Here is a 21358-nt window from a genome sequence, read left to right on the forward strand (position 1 = left end):
AAAACTAATGTAATACTAATCCAAAACTAATACCTGGTTTAGCGGCAATCTATAGGCCTTTAAAACAGGTTCTTCGGCTACAGCTATTTTTGTGAAAAATACCTCGGCACGGTTATTACCCAATCGAGCAATCTCATCAAACCTTTTTCTTAAGCCAGTAAGCTCCTTAATTGTTTTGGGGCTTAACCCTTCGCCGTTACCGTGTAATATCCTTGAAAATAAATAAAAAGGAGATATAACCGGGTGCACTGCCAGGTTAAGGTTGGTAGCCTCCAGCCAAAAACGCTCCATTGCACGCCCACCTTCAAAAAAGTTCTTTAAATTATATTCGGGCAAAGTGATCATGCACAGTGCGGATGCTGTTTTTACTATCTTTTTGGAAAGCGAATCAAAACCGTAACCACCTTCAAGCTTGTTGATGGTGCTGATCACTTTCTCATTTCTGATGATGCTTAAGGCTGCCAGTTGCGAGTTTGTGAAACCCAGCGTTTTTACATCAATCCCATCTTTTTTGAGCAGCGCTTCTTCGGATGTCCAGCGCATTTCATGATTGATAAAATCATTATGACCGGCAGGATTTAAAAGACGGGCCCTATCGCAGGCGCCAATTATATCTCCCAGTTCTTTTATGACGTCCTCATCAGTAAAGTACTGAAAAGCAGCCCCGGGGATAGATTCCGTAATAGCCGACAGTTGTTCAAAAACACTTGGAGCAAGTTCTGTTTTTGGCGATGGGTTTCTGTTGGTATGGCGTTTAAAAATAACGGCATCAAGGTTAATCAATTCCTGATTTACCTTACTATCGGCTTTTTTGAACCGGATTGCAGCTACTAATCTTTCATTCGGCACCGGCAAAAACTCATAAAAAGCTTCTATTCCTTTAGTAAGCGCATGGATGTACAGGTTTTCATAGGCCGCGCCAAAAGAAATAAATGAGGCAGTTTTTTGAAAATCCCCAAAAGAAAATGAACGGTATTCATCATGGTAAAGAAACAGCGTTTCCTGCTGATACAACCATTTCCATGGCTGGTCGTTCCCGGTTGATGGTGCGGCACAGGCAGCCTTAACCAACTCCTGGATTAAATCATTATCAACGTTTATAGTATCTACTTTAGTCTCAGGCTTATAGTCCTGTACCAATAACCGCAGGTCATTTTCCTGTAGCGGCGAAAACGGGTTAACCGGTACCTGTGAAATAAAAGGCTCCGGTATTTTATCTGCAATAATTTCGTCCAGGTCAACATAATATCTTCCCGAATCATGAAACTGATCAAGCAAGATCCGCCGGCACACATCGGCACCTACAGCACCACCCAATACAACAGAACTGGCCAGCTGAGGCCATGTATTAATGGTTTGCTCTACCTCTATCATAGATGCTTTTATACGTAATGAAACGTTTTCGATACCCAGCATTTGCAATACAATGGGTATTTTTTCTTCATTAGTTAAGCCTTTTATCGTGGTAGTATCTACATCCTCAACCGTTCCGTGGAGTATTGGCCTTAGTGGTTCCAGGTCAAACCGTTCCACATCCAGCATCCCACGATCGCTGGTATCCATTACCACCGGTATTTGAAGTTCCCTGGCTTTAAAACGCGATATTATTTTCATATCAAGCCCGTCGCATTCATCCACCAAAAGATCAAGCTTTCCATCTTTCAGGAAAAAATCGTCCATATTCTCCTCTGTCAAACCCTCAAAAAAGCAGGTCACATTTAAAAAGGGATCTATTTCAGCAATCTCGCGGGCTGTAATCACCACTTTAGGAATACCCAGGTTATGCACCCCGGCACGAATACGGTTTAAATTGCTCAGTTCCAGCTCATCAAAATCGGCAAGGCGTAACTCACCAAATCCACGCTCCATGGCTAAAGTTAAGGCAATGGACTGGCCCACTGAAAGACCAATAATTCCAATCCTCTTTGTGCTTAATATATTCCGTTCGGCCTTAGTTATCTTATATTGATTTCTGTTTGTACGCACCTCCGTAAACTCTTCCTTATCGAGCAAGTGCACCAAACGCCGGTTCCATGGATAATAAACCCATACGCCATATTCCCGGATATCTTTCCCGGCTAAGTGCTTCTCAATAAGTTGCGGATATTCATCCTGCTTAATTTTAATTGATGGATTATAACACTTAATAAGTTCCTGCAACTGACCATAAATTTCATCACAAACGAATGTTATTTTTGAATCTTCAAATAGTTTTTGAAAGGTTGCTTTATCCGCCTCATTATCCAATCTGAGTATGATTGGTTCATGAACGTTTTTTGTTTCTTTAAAACTTGCCAGAAAATCTGATATATTATTATCCATTGGTTAAGATTATGAACCTCTATACGAAGTGAAGTGAAAATAGTTAATCTTTTAGTAAAACTCAGGATCTTTTCTTTCCGCCTTTGCTTTTAAAAAATTTTCCTGGGCTGATACTATAGTTGCCGATAAATCCCATTGGTCAAGATGCGGGATCTGCAGTTCAAAATGTATGGTTATTTCCTTTTGCTTTAATTCGTCAATCTTTAACGAATTGGGATGAGATCTCATGGCAAGCATAGAAAGTTTATCCTCTTCGCCGGCTTTTTCTAAAGAGGAAACATCTTTTAAAATCATAGCTGTAGCTACAAGGTCAATCTTTGGATAGTAAAAGGTTCCCTGATTACCAATGCTTGCTACCAATTCCATACCGCAATTAACTACTGGTTTTACGGTATACGGAGCGCATAATGCAAAAAGCGATTTTAACCCTATTTGAGATGAAATGGCGATACCGGTGCGTATCAATAGCGGGGTTCCTATCCCATATCCAGAAAGTTCCTGCGAGTTCCACAAACCACATATCTCGCCGGTACCATATTGTGCAAAATCATTAACCAGTGCAAACACCCTTGAGTCCATTGCCCCGGTAGCCTGTTCAATAGGTAATAGCTGCGATCCGCCGGCTACATGAACCCGGGCGCCACCATAAACCTTTTTGCCATCCAGTGATTCCACAATGATTACAAAAGCGGCGGGGTTAGTTGTCCATTCATTTTTGGAGGATGTTACTTTTGTAACCCCAATGCTGGTTAACACATTGGTATGCCCTTCAATAAATAGTTCGCAGGTTTCAGGTTCGTTAATTGCCCTGAAGGCTCTAAGTCTTACGTTCGGTACTTCTTTAGTTACACTATGCTCCATTAATAGCTTTTTTCACAATCAATAAATTTAATCTGGTAAGATTATCATTTAATTAGGGGTGGATTGACGGGCGCAAATTTAGATAAATTATCGGTCGGTTTGACGTTTTTAGCTAAAGGCCTTAACTAAAAAGCTAACAAAATGACAGGGATGGGGATCAATCATCTTAAAACAAATCGCGAACTAATTAATAGGAGAATATAATAACTCATACATTATCCCTGTCCATAACTGCCCTTTCGGTTAAGTTAAAATACACCCAATAACAAGAAGGCTTTATACATTCTATATCCCAAAAAAGGCCTTGAAATTTTAAACCAACACAGCGGGTAAACTGTTGCCGCCAATACAACCTATTACTGGCGGATAGTTACTATAGATGCAAAGGGCAATATATCAGATTTGGGGACGTATAACTTTTTCTTAAAATAGCCCCGGAAGCTTTTGGCCCGGGCTGCGGCAGCAAAATTTTCGTTAATTGACTAAAAAAATCCTTTATAGTAATCATAATTAGCCTAAATGAACAACCTCTGGTTTTATCAAAATAACTAAAAGTTAATTTAATAAAGTTATTTTTAAGTTCCTTTAAAAAGCATTTTACTGCTTAAACATGCCTTTACAGCATTTGCAGAGGATATAAAATTAAAACCTCCACACACGCGTTTTATTTGAACTTACTTTTACTGACTAAAAAAACATACAGGCACTTGCTTTGCAACTGGCAGGTACGATGAACCTCTTTATAAAAAACATGGTTAGCATCCGTTGCAAACGGATTGTTGAATCAGAACTTGCAAAAGTTGGAATTAAATGCACAATGATAGATTTGGGTCGGGTTCAGATAACCGGAAGCATTACACAACTGCAAACTCAAGAAATCGCGATAGCTTTACTTGACTACGGATTGGAGCTTTTAGATAACAAGAAAAGCATCTTAATTGAAAGAATTAAGCAGGTGATAGTTGATATGATCCATCATTCAGAAATCCCCCTGAAAACAAACTTTTCTGATTACCTGAGCAATAAACTAAACCTTGATTACACTTACCTGGCCAATATATTTTCAGATGTGCAGGGTATAACTATAGAACAGTTTATCATCCTTCATAAAATTCAATTTGTAAAGCAATTGATACGGCAGGATGAACTAAACCTTACCGAAATTTCCTGGAAAATGCACTACAGCAGCGTAGCGCACTTATCTGCCCAATTCAAAAAAGTTACCGGCTTAACCCCCTCACAGTTTAAACACCTCACCTTTCAAAATAAAGCCGCCCAGATAAATGTGTGAATTATATAATTTAATTAAAAAGTTATATAACACGCGGGCTACAATCTTGTACCACTTTTGTACCATCCTGAAATCTGACCCAATAGGACCCCGGGAATAACAATAAATATTTCAAACACATATTCATGAAAAAAACTTTTACTATGCCTATGGATGGCACCGGTATGCGTCAAGGCAACGGTTATTCCAAAACTTTTAAGGCCATTTGGTCGCTCATATTGCTTATTACGGTTTTAGCCTCCGGTTGTAAAAAAGACGATTACAAAGGAGAGATCAAAGGCGTATGCCCGGTTGTTGTTTCAACCGATCCGGCTGATAAAGCTGCAGACATTGTTTTAAACAAAGCGATATCTGCAACTTTTAATACCAGTATGGCCCCATCAACCATCAATGCAAAAACATTTATTATAAAACAAGGTGCCACAGCTATAGCAGGAACAATAACTAACACCAATAACGGTACTGTATTTACATTTACACCAACCCTGCCATTATTGCCTTTTGTAACCTATACGGGTACCATTACGGCTGCAGTGACTGACACCTTACGCACTGCCATGGTGAGCGATTATTCATGGACCTTTACAACCATTCCGCAGGTTACATTAACCTCAACCCCTACCCTGGGCGGTGTAACTGACGGTGCAGGAACATTTGCACAGGCATCTGTAGTAACCGTAACAGCAACACCTAACACAGGTTATACATTTACTAACTGGACGGATAATGGAGTTATTGTTTCAACAAGCTCAAGTTATCAGTTTACCATGGCCGGGAACAAAGCATTAGTGGCCAACTTTAAAGTTATACCTGTATCACAATTTGCAGTGGTACTTTTATCAAGCCCTATTGCAGGCGGCTCAACAGATGGTTCCGGAGCTTATAATGCTGGCACCAAAGTAACTGTAACCGCCGATCCTAACGCCGGTTATACTTTTGTTAACTGGACAGATAATGGCAATATAGCATCTACAAGTTCAAGCTACCAGTTTACTTTGTCCGCCAACCGCAAATTAGTGGCCAACTTTAAAGCAATACCTGCATCGCAATTTGCTTTAATATTGTCTTCAAGTCCGGCAGCAGGTGGCACAACAACAGGGTCTGGCGCGTACAGTGCAGGTTCATCTGCAAGTGCAACAGCAACTGCAAATCCTGGTTATACATTTACATCATGGAGTGGCGATGCAACGGGCACCAACAACCCGCTAACCATTACCATGAATGGAAATAAGCGTGTTACCGCAAACTTTACGCTTAACGTAGTTATAATACCTCCTATTTTGGGTAATGCCGCAAAATTTGGCGCCTTTGGTGGCAATGCAGGTGTAACCAACCAGGGCTTAAACACCGTAATTAATAACGGAAGCATTGGTACAACCGCTGCATCAACCTTAGTTACAGGATTTCATGATGGCTTAACTGCCGATATTTATACAGAAACACCGCTTAATAAGGGTAATGTAACCGGTGGAATATTTACAGCCCCTCCTGCTCCCGGCACTGCTACCTCTTTTGCAGTTGCTTCGCAGGGACTGCTTGATGCAACCATTGCTTATAACAGTATTTCTCCGGCTTCTAAGCCAGGTGGTATTGACCCGGGCGCAGGTGAATTAGGTGGATTAACTTTAGCCGCCGGCGTTTATAAAGCGGCAAGCGGTACATTTAAAGTAACCAATGGCGATTTGACCCTTGATGCCAAAGGCGACCCTAACGCAGTATGGATTTTCCAAACGGCTGCCGGCCTTACAGTAGGCACCGCCGGACCAGCCGGAGCCAGGAATGTGGTATTGAAAAATGGCGCTCTTGCTAAAAATGTTTATTGGTATGTAGGAAGCTCGGCCGTAATTAACGGCGCAGGCGGCGGTATCATGACCGGTACTATCATATCATCTGCAGGCATCACCTTCTCTACAGCCGGCAACGCGGTACAAACGGTATTAAATGGCCGGGCAATTTCGTTGGTAGCTTCTGTTACCATGGTAAACACAACTGTTAACGTACCTCAATAAGCACAAATCGTATTACATCCCCTTCGGGGGATTTTACTACCGTGTATCACCTAAAATATTAAAGAAACATCTTATGTTACCAATCAATAAAATATTTCAAAAAGTCATCATCTGTTGTTTGATGATCATCATGGCCGGCACAACGGTTAAAGCGCAAACTACAATACCAACCTGGTGGTTTGGTGTATCTGGCGCCGCAAATTTTAACTTTAATGATGGCACAACCCAAAGGTTAAATAATTCACTAATTGCCCCCACTGCTTTCCATAAAGGCCATGATGTGCGCCCTTATGCATCCATACTTACTGAATATCGCCCGGCGGGTATTTGGGGTGTTTCATTAAATATAGCCTATGATGGCCGCGGCGGTAAGTTTAAAGATGTGGAGGCCCCTTGTAATTGCCCCGCTACCTTAGAAACCAGCACCAGCTACATTGCTATTGAGCCAAGTTTACGTTTAACAGTACCCTCAACCGGCCTGTACTTTTTTGCCGGCCCAAGGGTTGCTTTCAATATAAATAAGGATTTTGAATATACGCAGCTTAAACAACCTAATACCAATGGCGAGCTAAGCGCTATGCGCAAAACGCTTGTTTCGGGCCAGGTTGGCGCTGGTTATGATATTATGGTATCATCAGCAAACAGCACTACCAAGGTTAGTATTTCGCCATTTGTTTCTTTTCACCCATACTTTGGGCAGGAGCCACGTAGTATTGAAAGCTGGTCGGTTACTACAGTGCGCGCAGGTATAGCGCTTAAATTTGGTAAGGCATCAAAGGTTGCCCCTAAAGAAGTAACCACCACACCCGTACCAATGCATGATTTTGTATTTAACGTAACCGCGCCAAAAGCAGTGCCGGCAAAACGCCAGGTAAGCGAAGCCTTACCATTACGTAATTCTGTATTTTTTGATGAAGGATCAAACCAAATTCCGGGCAGGTATATAACGCTTTCAAAAGACGCGTCAGCAACTTTCAGGGAAGACCAGTTACAAAACGAGCAATCTGATAACATGACAGGTCGCTCTGCAAGGCAGTTGAGTGTTTACCATAATATACTTAACATTTTGGGCGATAGATTAAGATCAAACCCGGGTGCTACTATCTTACTTACCGGTGCTGCTGCTAAAGGCCCGGGCGAAGGTAAAGCACTGGCAGAAGCAGTAAAACAATACCTGGTTACTGAATTTGCAATTGATGCATCAAGGATAGCTATTGCAGGCCGTACCAGGCCGCTTATCCCATCTGAACAACCGGGTGGTACAAAAGAGCTTGTATTGCTGCGTGCCGGCGATCGCAGGGTAGATATTTCAAGTAGCTCGCCAGAATTATTAACAGAAGTAGGCGGCGATATGATGAAGCCTGTTCAAATAAACGCAACACAGGCCGATCCACTTGATAGCCATGTAATTTTTAATATCGACAGTGCCAAACAACTGCTTAAATCATGGTCGGTTGATATTACTGATGAAAAAGGAACAGCTCAACATTTTGGACCATTTATAAACGACCAGGAAAGTATATCAGGAGCCACTATCTTAGGTAACAATCCCGATGGAGATTATAAAGTTGTAATGACCGGCGAAACCAGAAAAGGCTTGCCTATCAGAAAAGAAAGCACCGTGCACCTGATACGCCAGGACGAAACAGTTAGCAAAGGATTGCGCTATAGTATCCTGTATGATTTTGACAAATCAAACTCTATTGCATCTTATGATAAGTTTTTAACAGATGTTGTATCAGCTTCAATTACCGATGGATCAACAGTCATTATCCACGGCCATACTGATAATATTGGCGATGAGGAGCATAACATGAAATTATCAACAGAGCGTGCACATGATGTTCAGCATACTTTAGAACTTGCTTTAGCTAAAGCAGGTAAAACCAATGTTAAGTTTGAAACAATAGGCTTTGGCGAAGATTTGAGCAAAGCCCCTTTCGAAAATAATTTTGTGGAAGAGCGTTTTTATAACCGTACCGTTATAATAGATATTATCCCCGTTAAGTAGTAAATTTTAATTCAAGTGTAAAGGAAAAGGCGGGAGAGATCTCGCCTTTTCCATTTTACCCCCCTTAGCTTTTTAAATGATGGAGGCCAAAACCAATTTCACATTGCGGATTTATAACAATGCGTGGAAGATTCCGTTAAGTAAGTTATAACATTATAAAGCTTCAGGATCGACGAAAATCTTTTATTTTTTTTGGAACAATGTTTATAGTTTTTTGTTATCTATAATTGCATGTTACTAAATAGGGTGCATTCTTTAGGAATATCCTAAGGAGCTCTTTTTTTATTCTTTTGTACTAATCCGGTTTTTTTAAGCTTAGCAACTCAAAATCAGCTTACGATAATTGTGTAGATCTGCCGTTCGGACGGTTATGATATACCCACTTAAAAATGATAATTGTCAAGCCGTATTATGGACAAAATGAATCTATCAGACCAATTAATCATTGCAAACAGAGAGTTGGTTATTCAAAATCAGGAAAAAGAAAAGCTTGCTGCCCAATTAAGCCATGCTAACAGCCTGCTGCTAATTCAAAATAAAGAAAAGGGAAAGCGCGAAGCGGAATTAATTGTTGCCAACATCGAGCTTGATTTCCAAAACGAAGAAAAACTTAAACGTGCGGCAGAATTAATTAAGGCAAACCGGGAGCTGGATTTTCAAAACGAAGAGAAAGAAAAACGGGCCGCTGAATTAATTATAGCATATGCCCAACTCAGTCTACAAAACGAGGAAAGGGAAAAACGTGCTGCCGAACTGATATTGGCCAACACCGAGCTGATATTCCAAAACCAGGAGAAAGAAAAACGCGCCGCCGAGTTAATAATAGCAAACACCGAACTCATTTTTCAAAATTTAGAAAAAGAGAAACGGGCTGCCGAGTTGGTAATAGCCAATGCTGAACTCATTTTTCAAAATTTAGAAAAAGAAAAACGGGCCGCCGAGCTGGTAATAGCCAATGCGGAACTCATTTTTCAAAATTTAGAGAAAGAGAAACGGGCTGCCGAGCTGGTAATAGCCAATGGGGAACTCATTTTTCAAAACCAGGAAAAAGAAAAAAGGGCCGCAGAACTGGCAATAGCCAATGCAGAACTCATTTTTCAAAATCAGGAAAAAGAAAAAAGGGCCGCAGAATTAGGCATTGCAAACAAGGAACTCGTATTTCAAACCCAGGAAAAAGGGAAGCGCGCTGCCGAATTGATATTGGCTAATATTGAGCTTGATTTTCAGGATGAAGAAAAAGAAAAACGGGCTGCCGAATTAATCATAGCACTTAAAGAACTTGGCTTCCAGGATGAAGAAAAAGGGAAACGTGCGGCAGAGTTAATTATAGCCAATAGAGAAGTACAAATTCAGAAACAGGAAAAAGAACAACAGGCCGCGGCCGAAGCAAAGAAAAATGAGTTCTTTAACATGGTAAGTCATGAATTTAAAACACCCTTGACTAATATAAAAGCTATTAATCAACTACTGGAAAAAACCGCCGACAAAACCGACAAAACGTATGCCTTTATTTTAAATGCCAACAATAGCATTAAACGCCTGGAAAGATTAATAGAAGATTTGTTGGATGTTACCCGGATAAACGCCGGAAAAATAGAACTGGACATTTCTGAGTTTAATTTTTCTGACGCGCTCACCAATAGTATTTCCAAGGTACAACAGATGGTTTCCACAAACCATGAAATCCTCCTTGAAAACTCGGTTGATATGCCTTATACCGGCGATCAATTTAAAATAGAACAGGTTTTGATCAATCTCCTTAAAAATGCAATAAAATATTCGCCGGAGGCTAATAAGATAATTGTAACAGCTAAAATTACTGCCGGGAACATCGTAGTTACTGTAAAAGACTTTGGAATAGGAATTGCAAAAGAGGATATGGGGCAATTATTTCAGCGTTTTTACCGGGTAAGTAAAACATCAATGCTTTACCAGGGCGTTGGCCTTGGGCTGTACATCGCATCTGAGATTGTAAAAAAACACCAGGGAAGTTTCGCCGTAGAAAGCGAAACAGGGAAAGGAAGCAGCTTCAGTTTTAGTTTACCCCTAATTTCGTAATCATCAATTGATAAAACACTGTTTGCCCCTGGGGCTTAAAATTATGACAATCAATACAGTAGTAATTACGTACCTTGTTTTCCAAACTTCCTCTTTCTCTAATTTCCGATACATATGCCTTTAGCCTTAGCCTACCAGGAACACTCCATTCAAGTAACCCAGGATCATTTTAAGATAGCGCTTGATCAGGTACAGTTAGGTTTTTGGGAACTTAACCTCAGTGACTATGCATTAAACTGCACTTCAAAATGCAAAACCAATATCGGCATTTCCATAAACGATGTATTGGATTATGATAAACTGCTGGAATGCATATTGCCCGAAGACAGGCCTTTAATGCCCGACGAAATTATAAAAGCCATACAATCAACAGATGGGATTTATAGTTTACAGTACCGAGTTAGGCATACCGACCAAAGTATCCACTGGATTGATGCCAAAGGCACTGTTCTTTTTGAAGGAGCGGTTCCTGTCCGCATTATAGGAACGATGGTTGATATTACCGAAAAAAAGGATTTGGAGTTGCTAAGGGACGAATTGTTTAACGTAACCACACACGAACTTAAAACGCCACTTTCGGCAGTTAAGGGTTACTTGCAATTGCTGGATAGGTTTATTGCAAGCGTCGGCAATGAAAAGATAACCCAGGTAGCTAAAAGGGCCTTAGGTTCCGTTGAGCGCATTACAAGGTTATTAAATGAAATGGCCGACCCCGTTAACCTGTATTCCAATCAAATCCGTTTAGCCAGAGATTATTTTGATTTAAACGCGCTTGGTGAGGAAATAGCAGGAAACACCATGCTCATTAATCCTGACTACAGGATACAGGTACTAACTACCAATATTGATAGCCTGGTATTTGCCGATAGATACCGCATTGGGCAAGTTTTAACCAACCTTATTAATAATGCAGTTAAATATTCTCCGGAGTGTAAAGATGTAGAAGTATCCATAGGAACCTACAACAACGAGATTAAAGTGCAGGTTAAAGATTATGGCATTGGTTTACCCAAAAGCGAACATCATAAAGTATTTAAAAAATTTTACCGGGCCTCCTCCACGCCAAAAAACATTCCAGGATTTGGCATCGGCTTATTTTTAAGCGCCGAAATCATCATCAGGCACGGCGGACTTATCGGGGTAGAAGAAAATGAAAACGAAACTGAAAATGGAACTTGTTTTTATTTCACTCTTCCAATATATCCGTTCAGGTAACCCTGGCGTTAATAACTTATTTAATTAACAGCACAGCCAACCATTTGCAAAGTGGATGGTTTAATTTTTTTATAGCAAAGCTAAATGCATTCATTAATTTAGCTTTATCAACAACTAACACACCCAATAACGGATGCGAAATATATTTAAAGTCATTTGTATTTTTTTGATTTTAATACAAGCCTCAACCCTAACCCAGGATTGTTCTGCCCAGATCAAAAAGAAAAAAGGGCATTTATCAATAAGAGACTCCTTACGACAAAAGGTTTTGCACAGGGATTCCGTGATCCGTTCCTTTAAAAACGCCAATGGCTCAGTAAATATCCTGCTTGGTAAAATTGAGGATTATACCACCGCATATGTAGAAACCAACTCCGATCTGTCTCGCGGTTTTGATACTTTAGATATTAGCGAACGCTTACCTTCTTTAGAAAAGAGGATGGCTTTAATGCGCAATACCATAAACTCCTCCAGCACGCTGGGTAACCTGGTTACTATCCGCAGCATGATTGATCACCTAAAAGATCAATTGGGTGATTGGGAAGATCAGCTCACGATATACAATGACCAACTTGATAAAATGCGCGATCAGATATCTGAATTTAAAACAGATACGGCGTTGCGCACGGCTCCTGCCGATAGTAGTTTACGGGACAAGTTTTTTAGCCAGGTACAGATTTTAGATGCTAAATGGAAAACCCTGGACAAGGCCACGCAAAAATCAGTTATCAGGATAGGGCTTTTACAGAACAGGGTATCTTCCCTGTCGGTATTCGTGATTGACCTTGATGACCGGATCGACCTGAAAATACACGAGTTTACCATTAAAGCCATGGATAATGAATATGGTTTTATATGGGAGATGAATGAACACGGCAAAACTGCCAGGTTAGATACCGCGGTTGTTAAAACCTATAAATTAAATTCAAGGCTATACAAGTATTTTTTTACCAGTAAATCAAATTATTGGGCACATTTTGCAAGCGTGTTGCTACTCATTGCCTTTTTTACATGGATATATACCAGCAAAAGAAAAATTGCCCGGCTTAACGAAGGGCATGCAAACATATTTGAGCAAACGCATTACATCATAAAGCACCCATATCTATCTGCCTTAACGGTTTTCAGCATACTATCGCCCTACTTTTATGATCATCCGGCACAAGTGTTTGCAAATACAATGCTTTTGATCATGATGGGCAGCATTGGTCTTTTAATAAAAGACAACTGGCCTAAACCTTTATTCAAATTTTGGCAGATACTGTTTATCGCCGCTTTATTTTTCTGTTTAAGTAGTTTACTGATATTGATAACCTATGTTGACAGGATCGTTTTGCTGTTGATATCCGGATTTCTAATTTTTTACTCGTTTAAATTTTTAAAAACCTTAAAAAAAGCTGCCGATAAATACCCTCCTTACATGACAGTTGTTTTAAAAGTATTTATTGGCTTGCATGGGTTTTCTGTTTTATTAAACATATTAGGAAGGTTTAGCCTGGCCAAAATAGTGGGTACTACTGCAACCTTAAACCTCTGCTTAGCAATGGGATTTTATCTGCTTGTGCAGATATTGATGGAAAGTTTGTTTTTACAATTAGAAGCCAATAAAAACAAGGATAATAATACCAACATCTCTTCATTTATTGATTTTAAGGTATTGCAAAAGAAATCCAAAACTATCCTGGTTAAAATCACCGCTATATTGTGGTTGGTTGCTTTAACTAAAAACCTGGCCATTGATGATTATTTATATGATCAGGTTAATGATTTTTTAAATCATCCTTATAAATTTAGCAGTACTGCCTTCACCTTCCGTAGTGTGCTGGTATTTATTATTGTGATCTGGATCTCGGGTCTTTTAGCACGAATCATTAGTTATTTTTATGATTTTGCCGGCCAGCAAACTAAACTTACCCCGCAGGCTAAAAAAACAAGATCATCTATATTACTCATCAGGCTAACTGTTTTTGTTGTTGGTTTTTTTGTAGCCATAACTGCAGCAGGCATACCTATGGATAGGGTAACCATTATTATTGGTGCATTAGGAGTAGGTATTGGTTTTGGCTTACAAAACATAGTAAATAACCTGGTATCGGGTATTATACTGGCCTTTGAAAAACCGGTGCAGGTGGGTGATATTATTGAAGTAAGCGGTAAATCCGGTACCATTAAGGAAATAGGTATCCGGTCAAGTAAAATAGAGTGTGGCGATGGATCCGAACTTATTGTACCCAATGGCGACCTGATATCGCACCACGTGGTAAACTGGACCTTAACTAATAATAACCGCCGTGTAGAGCTTATTATTCGTGTTACTTATGGATCAGATGTGGTGAAGGTTGAAAATATACTTAAAACTATTATCCAGAGCCACGACGATATCATGAGCACTCCCGCGGCGTCGGTTTTTCTATATAATTTTAGTGATACCGCCGTTGAATTCAGAGTATGGTTCTGGGCCGCGGAAATTACAAAATGGCTGAGTTTAAAAAGCAACGTAATGCGTGCTATATACATTGAATTTGCTAAAGAAGGCATAGAAATACCACAGGGCAAAAATGAGTTCCTTTTAAATTTTCCAGGCAACACTCCGCAGGAAGAAAAACCCAGGGAGCCTTTAGTTCCGGGCGATGCGCCTGCTACAGAGAAGTAACGGCTCAAATGAAGTAAGTACCTGGTTATTGCATTTAGGGTTTGGCTCCGTTTGAAATTTAATTTTCATTCGTAGCCTCAACCCCATAGCGTATGGCCGCTTCAAGTATATCAATGTTTATATCTTTTAGCGTTTTAAACTTAATGCAATACCCGGTTACGCTCGCCTTGCCTATTGCTTTTCCATATGTTTGGGGTAAGTACGTCTTATCTTTGATACCCATGATGTAGACAGAGATTCCGACGGTGTTTGCGCTCAAACCAATTTGAAAAAAATCCCTGGTCTTTCCGTCAGCATATTTTATGGTATATAATCCATAGCCTATATTGGGGTTACTAACAGTTTTACCTTCGCCGTTTTTACCGCTATCGAACCATAATTTACAACCTGGTAAAACTTGAAGTGTGCGATGGTGTAACTCTTGCATTTCACTGCGCTTGGGTTCAGGTTGGCTGGTAATATACTCGTTGATTTGTTCCTGTACGTTCATATGAAATATTGAATTAAGGATTGTTTACTTTGGCTTTTCAAATTTCGCTTTATTTTTAGTCATCCACCAATTCTTCGAAAGTACTTTTTCTTGTTTTCAATGGTTTATCATTCAAACTTAGAGACTACAGCATTTAGTAACGATGTACTTATATTAAAGCCTGTTACCCATACCAGTATCATCTTTATCTATATATATCTTCAGAAACCCGCAATTGCACTTACCTTTGCCATTTAAGCTATCATAATATAATGGCAGGCATTTACATTCATATTCCTTTTTGCAAGCAGGCATGTCATTACTGCGATTTCCATTTCAGCACATCGCCAAAGTATAAGGACGAACTTGTACAGGCCCTGGTAAGCGAGATCAGGCTACAAAAAAACTTTTTAAACGGCGAAACGGTAGAAACCATCTATTTCGGCGGCGGCACCCCATCAGTGTTAGCGGCCGATGAGATCCACCTGCTCATCAATACCGTTACGGAGTTTCACACCGTATCATCAACGGCCGAAATTACACTGGAGGCTAATCCTGATGATTTGAATGTGGCTAAAGTGAAAGCTTTGCGCCAAACAGATGTAAACCGTTTCAGCATTGGCATACAATCTTTTTTTGATGAAGACCTGGTTTGGATGAACCGGGCACATCGCAGCCGGGAATCAGAATCGGCAGTGAAAAGAGTACAGGATGCCGGTTTTGAAAACATCACAGCCGATTTGATCTATGGCTACCCCCTGCTAACCGATACCAAGTGGAAACAAAACCTGGATAAGATGTTCGAGCTTTCCATTCCGCATATTTCGGCATACTCCATGACGGTGGAACCGCAAACCGCGCTTGCCGCTTTTATCAGCACAAAAAAGCAACCTCCCATGAACGATCAGCAAAGCGCCGCCCAGTTTATGGTGCTGATGCAAGCCATGGCCGATCATGGTTTTGAGCATTACGAGATCTCGAACTTTGCCTTGCCCGGTCAATATTCAAAACATAACTCTAATTACTGGCAAGGTGTAAAATACCTGGGCATAGGCCCATCGGCACACTCCTACAACGGCGAAGTAAGGCAGTGGAACATTGCCAACAACGCCAAATACACGCAAGCTATTGTAACCGGTAAAATACCCGCCGAAACAGAGACACTGACCGAAGAGAACCGCCTGAACGAATACATCATGACTTCCATACGTACCATGTGGGGACTTGACCTGGACAGGCTTAATGCAATAGCAAAAGGCTCTTCTGATCAATTACTGATTTCGGCAGGAAATTATTTCGACAGGGAGTGGATCATCCAAAAAGATAATACCATCTTCCTTACGGCTACCGGTAAGTTATACGCAGATAATATTGCCGGGGGATTGTTCTTTTAACCCCATATACCCTAAAAAGGTGTAAGAAACATCCTGTCCCTTTAAATCCAACTCCACTAACTACCCGTATCTTCTTATAAATAACAAACAACTAAAAGCCGGTTAAACATCAAGAGCTCGTGACAGTTTAATCAGCTTTAAAAACAACCAACCAGGCACCCTTGTGCTATTTAACCACATTTATAAGAAAACACGACAATGAAAAAATTAATCATCGCTGCATTTGCAGTAGCAGCTTTAGCGGTAACACCAAAAGCAAACGCGCAAAATAAAATGGTAGGTGGCGCGGCCATGTATCCCACTAAAAATATTATTGAAAACGCAGTAAATTCAAAAGATCATACCACGCTGGTAGCAGCAGTAAAAGCCGCTGGTTTGGTTGAAACACTTTCATCTGCAGGCCCATTCACTGTATTTGCACCAACCAACGAGGCTTTTAATAAATTACCCGCTGGCACTGTTGATAACCTGGTAAAACCAGCTAACAAAGCAACCCTTACCAAAATTTTAACCTACCACGTGGTTGCAGGCAAATTAAGCGCTGCCGATTTAGTAGCCAAAATAAAAGCAGGCCATGGCAAAGCCCAACTAAGCACAGTAAGCGGTGGCACTTTAACCGTTATGGCGAAAGGCAAAAAACTTTACCTGGTTGATGAAAAAGGCGGCAAATCATGGATCACTATTGCCGACGTAAATCAAAGCAATGGTGTAATACATGTAGTGAATACCGTTTTAATGCCCAAATAAGTTCTTTACTGCAGGCGGGCTTTAATACTAACCCGGTACTGTAAAACCAAAAACAAAGGCCGGATGCATTTAGCGTCCGGCCTTTGTTTTTGCAAGGAAATTATACCATTTGAAGTTTTATTTCGTTCCTTTGTTTACTTTTTGGTAATATGAAGTAATTGTTAAAATAAACACACCCGGAAAGCACCCCTATATGAGTTTTATACTTAACCCGATTGATACCGTTGAAAATATTTCTCCCGAGGATTTTAAGAAGAATTATTTAAACCCACGTCGCCCTTTGGTAATTAAGGGACTAACCAGAAGCTGGCCTGCCCGTGAAAAATGGACCCCTGAATATTTAAAAGAAGTTGTTGGCAAAAAGGTTGTGCCTTTATATGATAACTCCAAAGCCGATCCATCAAAACCCATCAATTCATCAGCAACAGAAATGCCTTTTGATGATTATATTGATATGATCCGCACCCAACCTACCGAGCTGCGTATCTTCTTCTTTAATATTTTTAAACAGGCGCCGCAGTTATTGGATGATATTGTACTACCTAAAGACCTCATGGGTGGCTTTTTAGAAAGCATGCCGGCCATGTTTTTCGGCGGATCAAACTCCGTTACTTTTTTACATTACGATATTGATCTTCCGCATATTTTCCATACCCATTTTGGTGGACGCAAACATGTGATCCTGTTTGAGAATAAGTGGAAACGCCGCTTGTACTGTATCCCCAACGCTACTTACGCGCTGGAGGATTATGATGTACAAAACCCCGATATTAAAAAATTTCCGGCCCTTGATGGTGTGGAAGGCACCGAGGTATTCCTGGAGCATGGCGATACCCTGTTTATGCCAACCGGCTACTGGCACTGGATGAAATACATCGACGGATCGTACTCCTTAAGTCTGCGCGCCTGGGACGCATCTTTAACCCGCAAAGCTGCCAGCTTATACAACCTGGCTATCAAAGGCGGTGTTGATAGTGTATTAAAGATGGCCTTCAAAGAAAAATACGCCAAATTTCGCGAGGAACTGGCCGTTAAGTGGGCTAATAAGGAGCTTGCAGCCGGCAAACCTTTATAAGGTTAGGTTCGGGTTTCGGGATGCCTGTTGTGGGCTTTTGATTAAAGAATTATTTATAGCGATGGGGTTTCCTCATCGCTATTTTTGTTTTTGGGTGTAAATGTTGGCTGTTAGGACACAGCTAACGGAATATGCCCGTCAACGCACATCTTTGATTATAGTTATTTATATCTTTAGGGCAAATCCTTATCCTATGATTTCCGATAAATTAAAACTTCACCTGGGCAACTATGTCAAGATCACAAGAACAGTAGCCAAAGGTGTTGACAAAACAAGCAGCGGATATATTCTTAATTATTCTGATGATTTTGTTTTGATGCAGGAAGCGGGTGATTTTACTCTTCTCGGCTATATTGTTTTACCTGTTAACCAGCTAAAAAAGATTCGTCATAACAAATATGATAAGTGTTTTAAAAAAATAATGATTGCCGAAGGCGAAGCTGATAAAGTAGGTATCAACTACAAAATTGACTTGAGTAGCTGGCAAACAGTTTTTAACAGCATAAAAGATATCCCACAAAATGTAATTGTTGAATGTGAAGATCCTAAGATCGGCAGTTTCACCATCGGCCCCATTGTAAAGGCAAATAAAAAAAAGATTAATATACAATACTTCGACCCTACCGGCTTGCTTGATGAAACGCCTACATATGTCAATTATGAAGATATAACCAAAGTTTCCTTTGATAGCAGATATATTAATGTTTTCAGTAAATACTTAAGGGAGAAAAAAGCTTAAGACCGTTTATACAGCAAAAGTTGGCTGTGAGGACACAGCCAACGGGTGTAGGTGTAGATGTTCGGAAGATTTGTTAACGAATTTTCAATTCCCTCCCTCGGGAGGGGCCCGGCTGTAGTGTGCGCAATGGCAGGGAGGGGTTTCGCCGACATCCATCTGCGACGTACCTGAACGCCTGATTTAACCCTTACCTCCTCCTTCCCCGAGGAAGGAATCGCACATTGCCACTACCTTTTTTATGTCTTCCTAACATATATGGTGAGGACTCAGCCAACGGAGTATCGGTGTAGATGTTCGGAAGATTTGTTAACGGGTTTTCAATTCCCTCCCTCGGGAGGGGTGCGGCTGTAATGTGCGCAATGGCAGGGAGGGGTTTCGCCGACATCCATCTGCGACGTACCTGAACGCCTGATCTAACCTACCTCCCCCTGCCCCGAGGAAGGAATCACACATTGTCCCTACCTTTTTTATGTCTTCCTAACATATATAGTGCTCTCACAGCCAATGGGTATCAACATAAAACAGAGTCATTTTATTTTCTACCACCTCTCCAATCCTAAAAGCTTCTTCCCTAAATCTGTAAGCTCTGCAACAGGGTTTTGTTTTTCCCGCTTCATCGGGTCGCCGGGGAAAGCGTAGCCTTGCATCGCTTCACGGCTTTGCCAGCTGTTAATGCGCCATTGCCTTAAGTCTTCGTTATCTTCCTGTGCGGGCATCATGGCTATGTATTGGGCTATCCTAACCTTATCATTGCTGGTGTTGGGGCGGATGCCATGTGGCTGCAGGCTATTAAATATCAGCAGGTCGCCTGCTTCCAGTTTTACTTTTACAATATCAAAACCGGTGGTATCGGGTTTGTAATGGTCGCGGTCTTCGGGCTGGGTAAGTTTCCAGGTATCGTAAGTACGGTACAATTCCGGGATGCACTGAAAGCCCCCCATGTTTTCATCTGTTTGATCGGCAAGGGCCAAAACACCCTGTACATTTTGTGGTTTTGTTTCGGGATCATAATCCCAGTGTATAAATCCCTTGTATTCAAAACCCGGTCTTAGCGGAAAATTCAGATTAGCCCTGTCAATAGTTACCCAAAGCTTTTCGGTTCCCCATACATCAGCGAATGCCTCATGCACCTTTGGATACTGGCGATTATCCCACAAAAACTGTTGATTATAAATTTCTACCATACCGGTATTATTTAATTCGGCCATTTGCATTTGGGCGTTGGGTTTTTTATACCAGCTTTCTATATCATGAGCATCCTTACCTTCGTACACCCATAAGTAATCAGCCAGTTTTGCAACCTGCTCTTTAGGCACGGCATTTTTGATGATCACGTAACCATTCTGGATCCAAAACCGCCAGTCATCTTCAGTGAATAAGCGCAAAGGCTCGTTGTTTTTACGCTCGTTAAGGCGTATCTGACTTGATTTTGCTGTTGATGGATTACCGGGTATTTCCTTATGAGCGTTTTCGGGTCCCGGAGTCATGGTCATGGTGGCGTTTTCGGTTTTCATAATTTGTATTGATTTAATAATTCAAATGTAGGGTGATGGCCATACCTGCCTATTCTGTATAATGACCAATATTTGCTCTGTATTGACCAATTAAGTACATTTATATAAATTATGATTACAATACAGCATGAACAAGATAGAACTGGAGAAAGTAGAATTTGAACCGGGCAAATCGTTTAAGCTTTTTTCGCCGCGGTTAAGGAACACCTTCCTGTGGCATTATCATCCCGAATATGAATTAGTATATGTGGAGGCCGACGCCGGAATAAGGCATGTAGGCTCGCATATATCCGGCTATACCCAAAGCGACCTGGTTTTAATTGGCAGCAACCTACCCCATTTAAATTTTGATTACCGCCTCAGGAGCGAATATCACCAGATAGTAGTGCAGCTTAAGGAAGATTTTATGGGAACATCGATGGCTATAACGCCAGAATTTGCAGGCATTAACCAACTATTTAAATTAGCCGCCAATGGCATAGCTTTTCATGGCGATACCAAAGCTATGGTTGTGCAAAAGCTGAAACAACTTTCGGCATTGAGCTCTTTTAAACAACTGTTGGAGTTGATGGAGATTTTTCAGATCCTGGCCAAATCCAATGAAATGACGATTTTAAATGATGACGACTTAAGTCTGCAATTCTTTTTAAAAGATAAGATAAGAATGGGGGCTGTTTATGAATATATCGACAGCAACTACAACCTAAACCCCGATGTAAATGTGGTAGCTGCCAAAGTTAATTTTACCACAGCTGCTTTTTGCCGCTACTTTAAAAAACAAACCAATATTACCTTTACCGATTTTGTGAACCAATATCGCATTGATGTTGCCAAAAACCTGCTCATGCAAGATAAAAACGTTACCGAAACCTGTTATGCCATAGGTTTTGAAAGCTTATCCTACTTTAATAAACTCTTCAAAAAAATAGTTGGCGAAAACCCGTCGGATTTTAAGCGCAAATGGGTTGATAAGGGTAAAGAAAATTTATAGCCTTACTAT

Annotated in this window: 15 protein-coding genes; 11 read left to right on the forward strand and 4 right to left on the reverse strand. The window is 40.7% G+C overall.

All coding sequences use genetic code 11. The features are described from left to right. Positions 1 to 15: 15 nt before the first annotated feature. Positions 16 to 2322, reverse strand: coding sequence for an Rv1355c family protein (locus AC1D0K_RS25975; protein ID WP_477392296.1), 2307 nt, complete (start codon positions 2320 to 2322; stop codon positions 16 to 18). Between the two features lie 51 nt (positions 2323 to 2373). Then, positions 2374 to 3183, reverse strand: coding sequence for a hypothetical protein (locus AC1D0K_RS25980; protein ID WP_477392298.1), 810 nt, complete (start codon positions 3181 to 3183; stop codon positions 2374 to 2376). A gap of 817 nt (positions 3184 to 4000) precedes the next feature. Here AC1D0K_RS25980 and AC1D0K_RS25985 point away from each other — a divergent pair. The 6 genes from AC1D0K_RS25985 (at position 4001) to AC1D0K_RS26010 (ending at position 14420) form a co-directional block, all read left to right on the forward strand. Then, positions 4001 to 4474, forward strand: a complete 474-nt coding sequence (locus tag AC1D0K_RS25985) for a helix-turn-helix domain-containing protein (RefSeq protein ID WP_477392300.1) — start codon at positions 4001 to 4003, stop codon at positions 4472 to 4474. A 125-nt stretch (positions 4475 to 4599) separates the two neighbouring features. Then, the gene (locus AC1D0K_RS25990) at positions 4600 to 6483 is read left to right on the forward strand and encodes an InlB B-repeat-containing protein (RefSeq protein ID WP_477392302.1); all 1884 of its coding nucleotides are present in this window, start codon (positions 4600 to 4602) and stop codon (positions 6481 to 6483) included. Between the two features lie 73 nt (positions 6484 to 6556). Further along, positions 6557 to 8494: an outer membrane beta-barrel protein gene (locus AC1D0K_RS25995; RefSeq protein ID WP_477392304.1), complete on the forward strand. Its 1938-nt coding sequence runs from the start codon at positions 6557 to 6559 to the stop codon at positions 8492 to 8494. A 420-nt stretch (positions 8495 to 8914) separates the two neighbouring features. Further along, positions 8915 to 10552 (forward strand): sensor histidine kinase, encoded by a 1638-nt coding sequence (locus tag AC1D0K_RS26000; RefSeq protein ID WP_477442932.1) that lies wholly within the window; start codon positions 8915 to 8917, stop codon positions 10550 to 10552. A gap of 114 nt (positions 10553 to 10666) precedes the next feature. Then, positions 10667 to 11767 carry a PAS domain-containing sensor histidine kinase gene (locus AC1D0K_RS26005; RefSeq protein WP_477392309.1) on the forward strand — a complete coding sequence of 367 codons (1101 nt, stop codon included), beginning with the start codon at positions 10667 to 10669 and terminating at the stop codon, positions 11765 to 11767. 166 nt (positions 11768 to 11933) lie between these two features. Continuing rightward, positions 11934 to 14420: a mechanosensitive ion channel family protein gene (locus tag AC1D0K_RS26010; protein ID WP_477392311.1), complete on the forward strand. Its 2487-nt coding sequence runs from the start codon at positions 11934 to 11936 to the stop codon at positions 14418 to 14420. A gap of 58 nt (positions 14421 to 14478) precedes the next feature. Here the strand turns inward: AC1D0K_RS26010 and AC1D0K_RS26015 are convergent, their stop codons facing one another. After that, entirely contained in the window at positions 14479 to 14910 is a 432-nt protein-coding gene (locus AC1D0K_RS26015; protein ID WP_477392313.1) for a hypothetical protein, read from the reverse strand. A 251-nt stretch (positions 14911 to 15161) separates the two neighbouring features. On the opposite strand from AC1D0K_RS26015, the gene hemW reads away from it, so the two are divergent. The 4 genes from hemW (at position 15162) to AC1D0K_RS26035 (ending at position 18844) form a co-directional block, all read left to right on the forward strand. Further along, positions 15162 to 16283, forward strand: a complete 1122-nt coding sequence (hemW, locus tag AC1D0K_RS26020) for a radical SAM family heme chaperone HemW (protein ID WP_477392315.1) — start codon at positions 15162 to 15164, stop codon at positions 16281 to 16283. A 198-nt stretch (positions 16284 to 16481) separates the two neighbouring features. Then, positions 16482 to 17030, forward strand: a complete 549-nt coding sequence (locus tag AC1D0K_RS26025; protein ID WP_477392317.1) for a fasciclin domain-containing protein — start codon at positions 16482 to 16484, stop codon at positions 17028 to 17030. A gap of 193 nt (positions 17031 to 17223) precedes the next feature. After that, entirely contained in the window at positions 17224 to 18105 is an 882-nt protein-coding gene (locus tag AC1D0K_RS26030) for a cupin-like domain-containing protein (RefSeq protein WP_477392319.1), read from the forward strand. 193 nt (positions 18106 to 18298) lie between these two features. After that, positions 18299 to 18844 carry a hypothetical protein gene (locus AC1D0K_RS26035; RefSeq protein WP_477392321.1) on the forward strand — a complete coding sequence of 182 codons (546 nt, stop codon included), beginning with the start codon at positions 18299 to 18301 and terminating at the stop codon, positions 18842 to 18844. Positions 18845 to 19383: 539 nt separating this feature from the next. Here the strand turns inward: AC1D0K_RS26035 and AC1D0K_RS26040 are convergent. Further along, positions 19384 to 20358, reverse strand: coding sequence for a phytanoyl-CoA dioxygenase family protein (locus AC1D0K_RS26040; protein WP_477392323.1), 975 nt, complete (start codon positions 20356 to 20358; stop codon positions 19384 to 19386). A 127-nt stretch (positions 20359 to 20485) separates the two neighbouring features. Here AC1D0K_RS26040 and AC1D0K_RS26045 point away from each other — a divergent pair, with 127 nt between their 5' ends. Continuing rightward, positions 20486 to 21349 (forward strand): helix-turn-helix domain-containing protein, encoded by an 864-nt coding sequence (locus AC1D0K_RS26045; RefSeq protein WP_477392325.1) that lies wholly within the window; start codon positions 20486 to 20488, stop codon positions 21347 to 21349. The last annotated feature ends 9 nt before the right edge of the window (positions 21350 to 21358 follow it).

The organism is Mucilaginibacter sp. P1_A3 (genome assembly GCF_056406855.1).

Excerpts from the sequence above, each read along its gene's own strand:
- AC1D0K_RS25975 (WP_477392296.1), bottom strand. The coding sequence starts at position 2,322 with ATGGATAATAATATATCAGATTTTCTGGCAAGTTTTAAAGAAACAAAA.
- AC1D0K_RS25980 (WP_477392298.1), bottom strand. The coding sequence starts at position 3,183 with ATGGAGCATAGTGTAACTAAAGAAGTACCGAACGTAAGACTTAGAGCC.
- AC1D0K_RS25985 (WP_477392300.1), top strand. The coding sequence starts at position 4,001 with ATGATAGATTTGGGTCGGGTTCAGATAACCGGAAGCATTACACAACTG.
- AC1D0K_RS25990 (WP_477392302.1), top strand. The coding sequence starts at position 4,600 with ATGAAAAAAACTTTTACTATGCCTATGGATGGCACCGGTATGCGTCAA.
- AC1D0K_RS25995 (WP_477392304.1), top strand. The coding sequence starts at position 6,557 with ATGTTACCAATCAATAAAATATTTCAAAAAGTCATCATCTGTTGTTTG.
- AC1D0K_RS26000 (WP_477442932.1), top strand. The coding sequence starts at position 8,915 with ATGAATCTATCAGACCAATTAATCATTGCAAACAGAGAGTTGGTTATT.
- AC1D0K_RS26005 (WP_477392309.1), top strand. The coding sequence starts at position 10,667 with ATGCCTTTAGCCTTAGCCTACCAGGAACACTCCATTCAAGTAACCCAG.
- AC1D0K_RS26015 (WP_477392313.1), bottom strand. The coding sequence starts at position 14,910 with ATGAACGTACAGGAACAAATCAACGAGTATATTACCAGCCAACCTGAA.
- hemW (WP_477392315.1), top strand. The coding sequence starts at position 15,162 with ATGGCAGGCATTTACATTCATATTCCTTTTTGCAAGCAGGCATGTCAT.
- AC1D0K_RS26025 (WP_477392317.1), top strand. The coding sequence starts at position 16,482 with ATGAAAAAATTAATCATCGCTGCATTTGCAGTAGCAGCTTTAGCGGTA.
- AC1D0K_RS26030 (WP_477392319.1), top strand. The coding sequence starts at position 17,224 with ATGAGTTTTATACTTAACCCGATTGATACCGTTGAAAATATTTCTCCC.
- AC1D0K_RS26035 (WP_477392321.1), top strand. The coding sequence starts at position 18,299 with ATGATTTCCGATAAATTAAAACTTCACCTGGGCAACTATGTCAAGATC.
- AC1D0K_RS26040 (WP_477392323.1), bottom strand. The coding sequence starts at position 20,358 with ATGAAAACCGAAAACGCCACCATGACCATGACTCCGGGACCCGAAAAC.
- AC1D0K_RS26045 (WP_477392325.1), top strand. The coding sequence starts at position 20,486 with ATGAACAAGATAGAACTGGAGAAAGTAGAATTTGAACCGGGCAAATCG.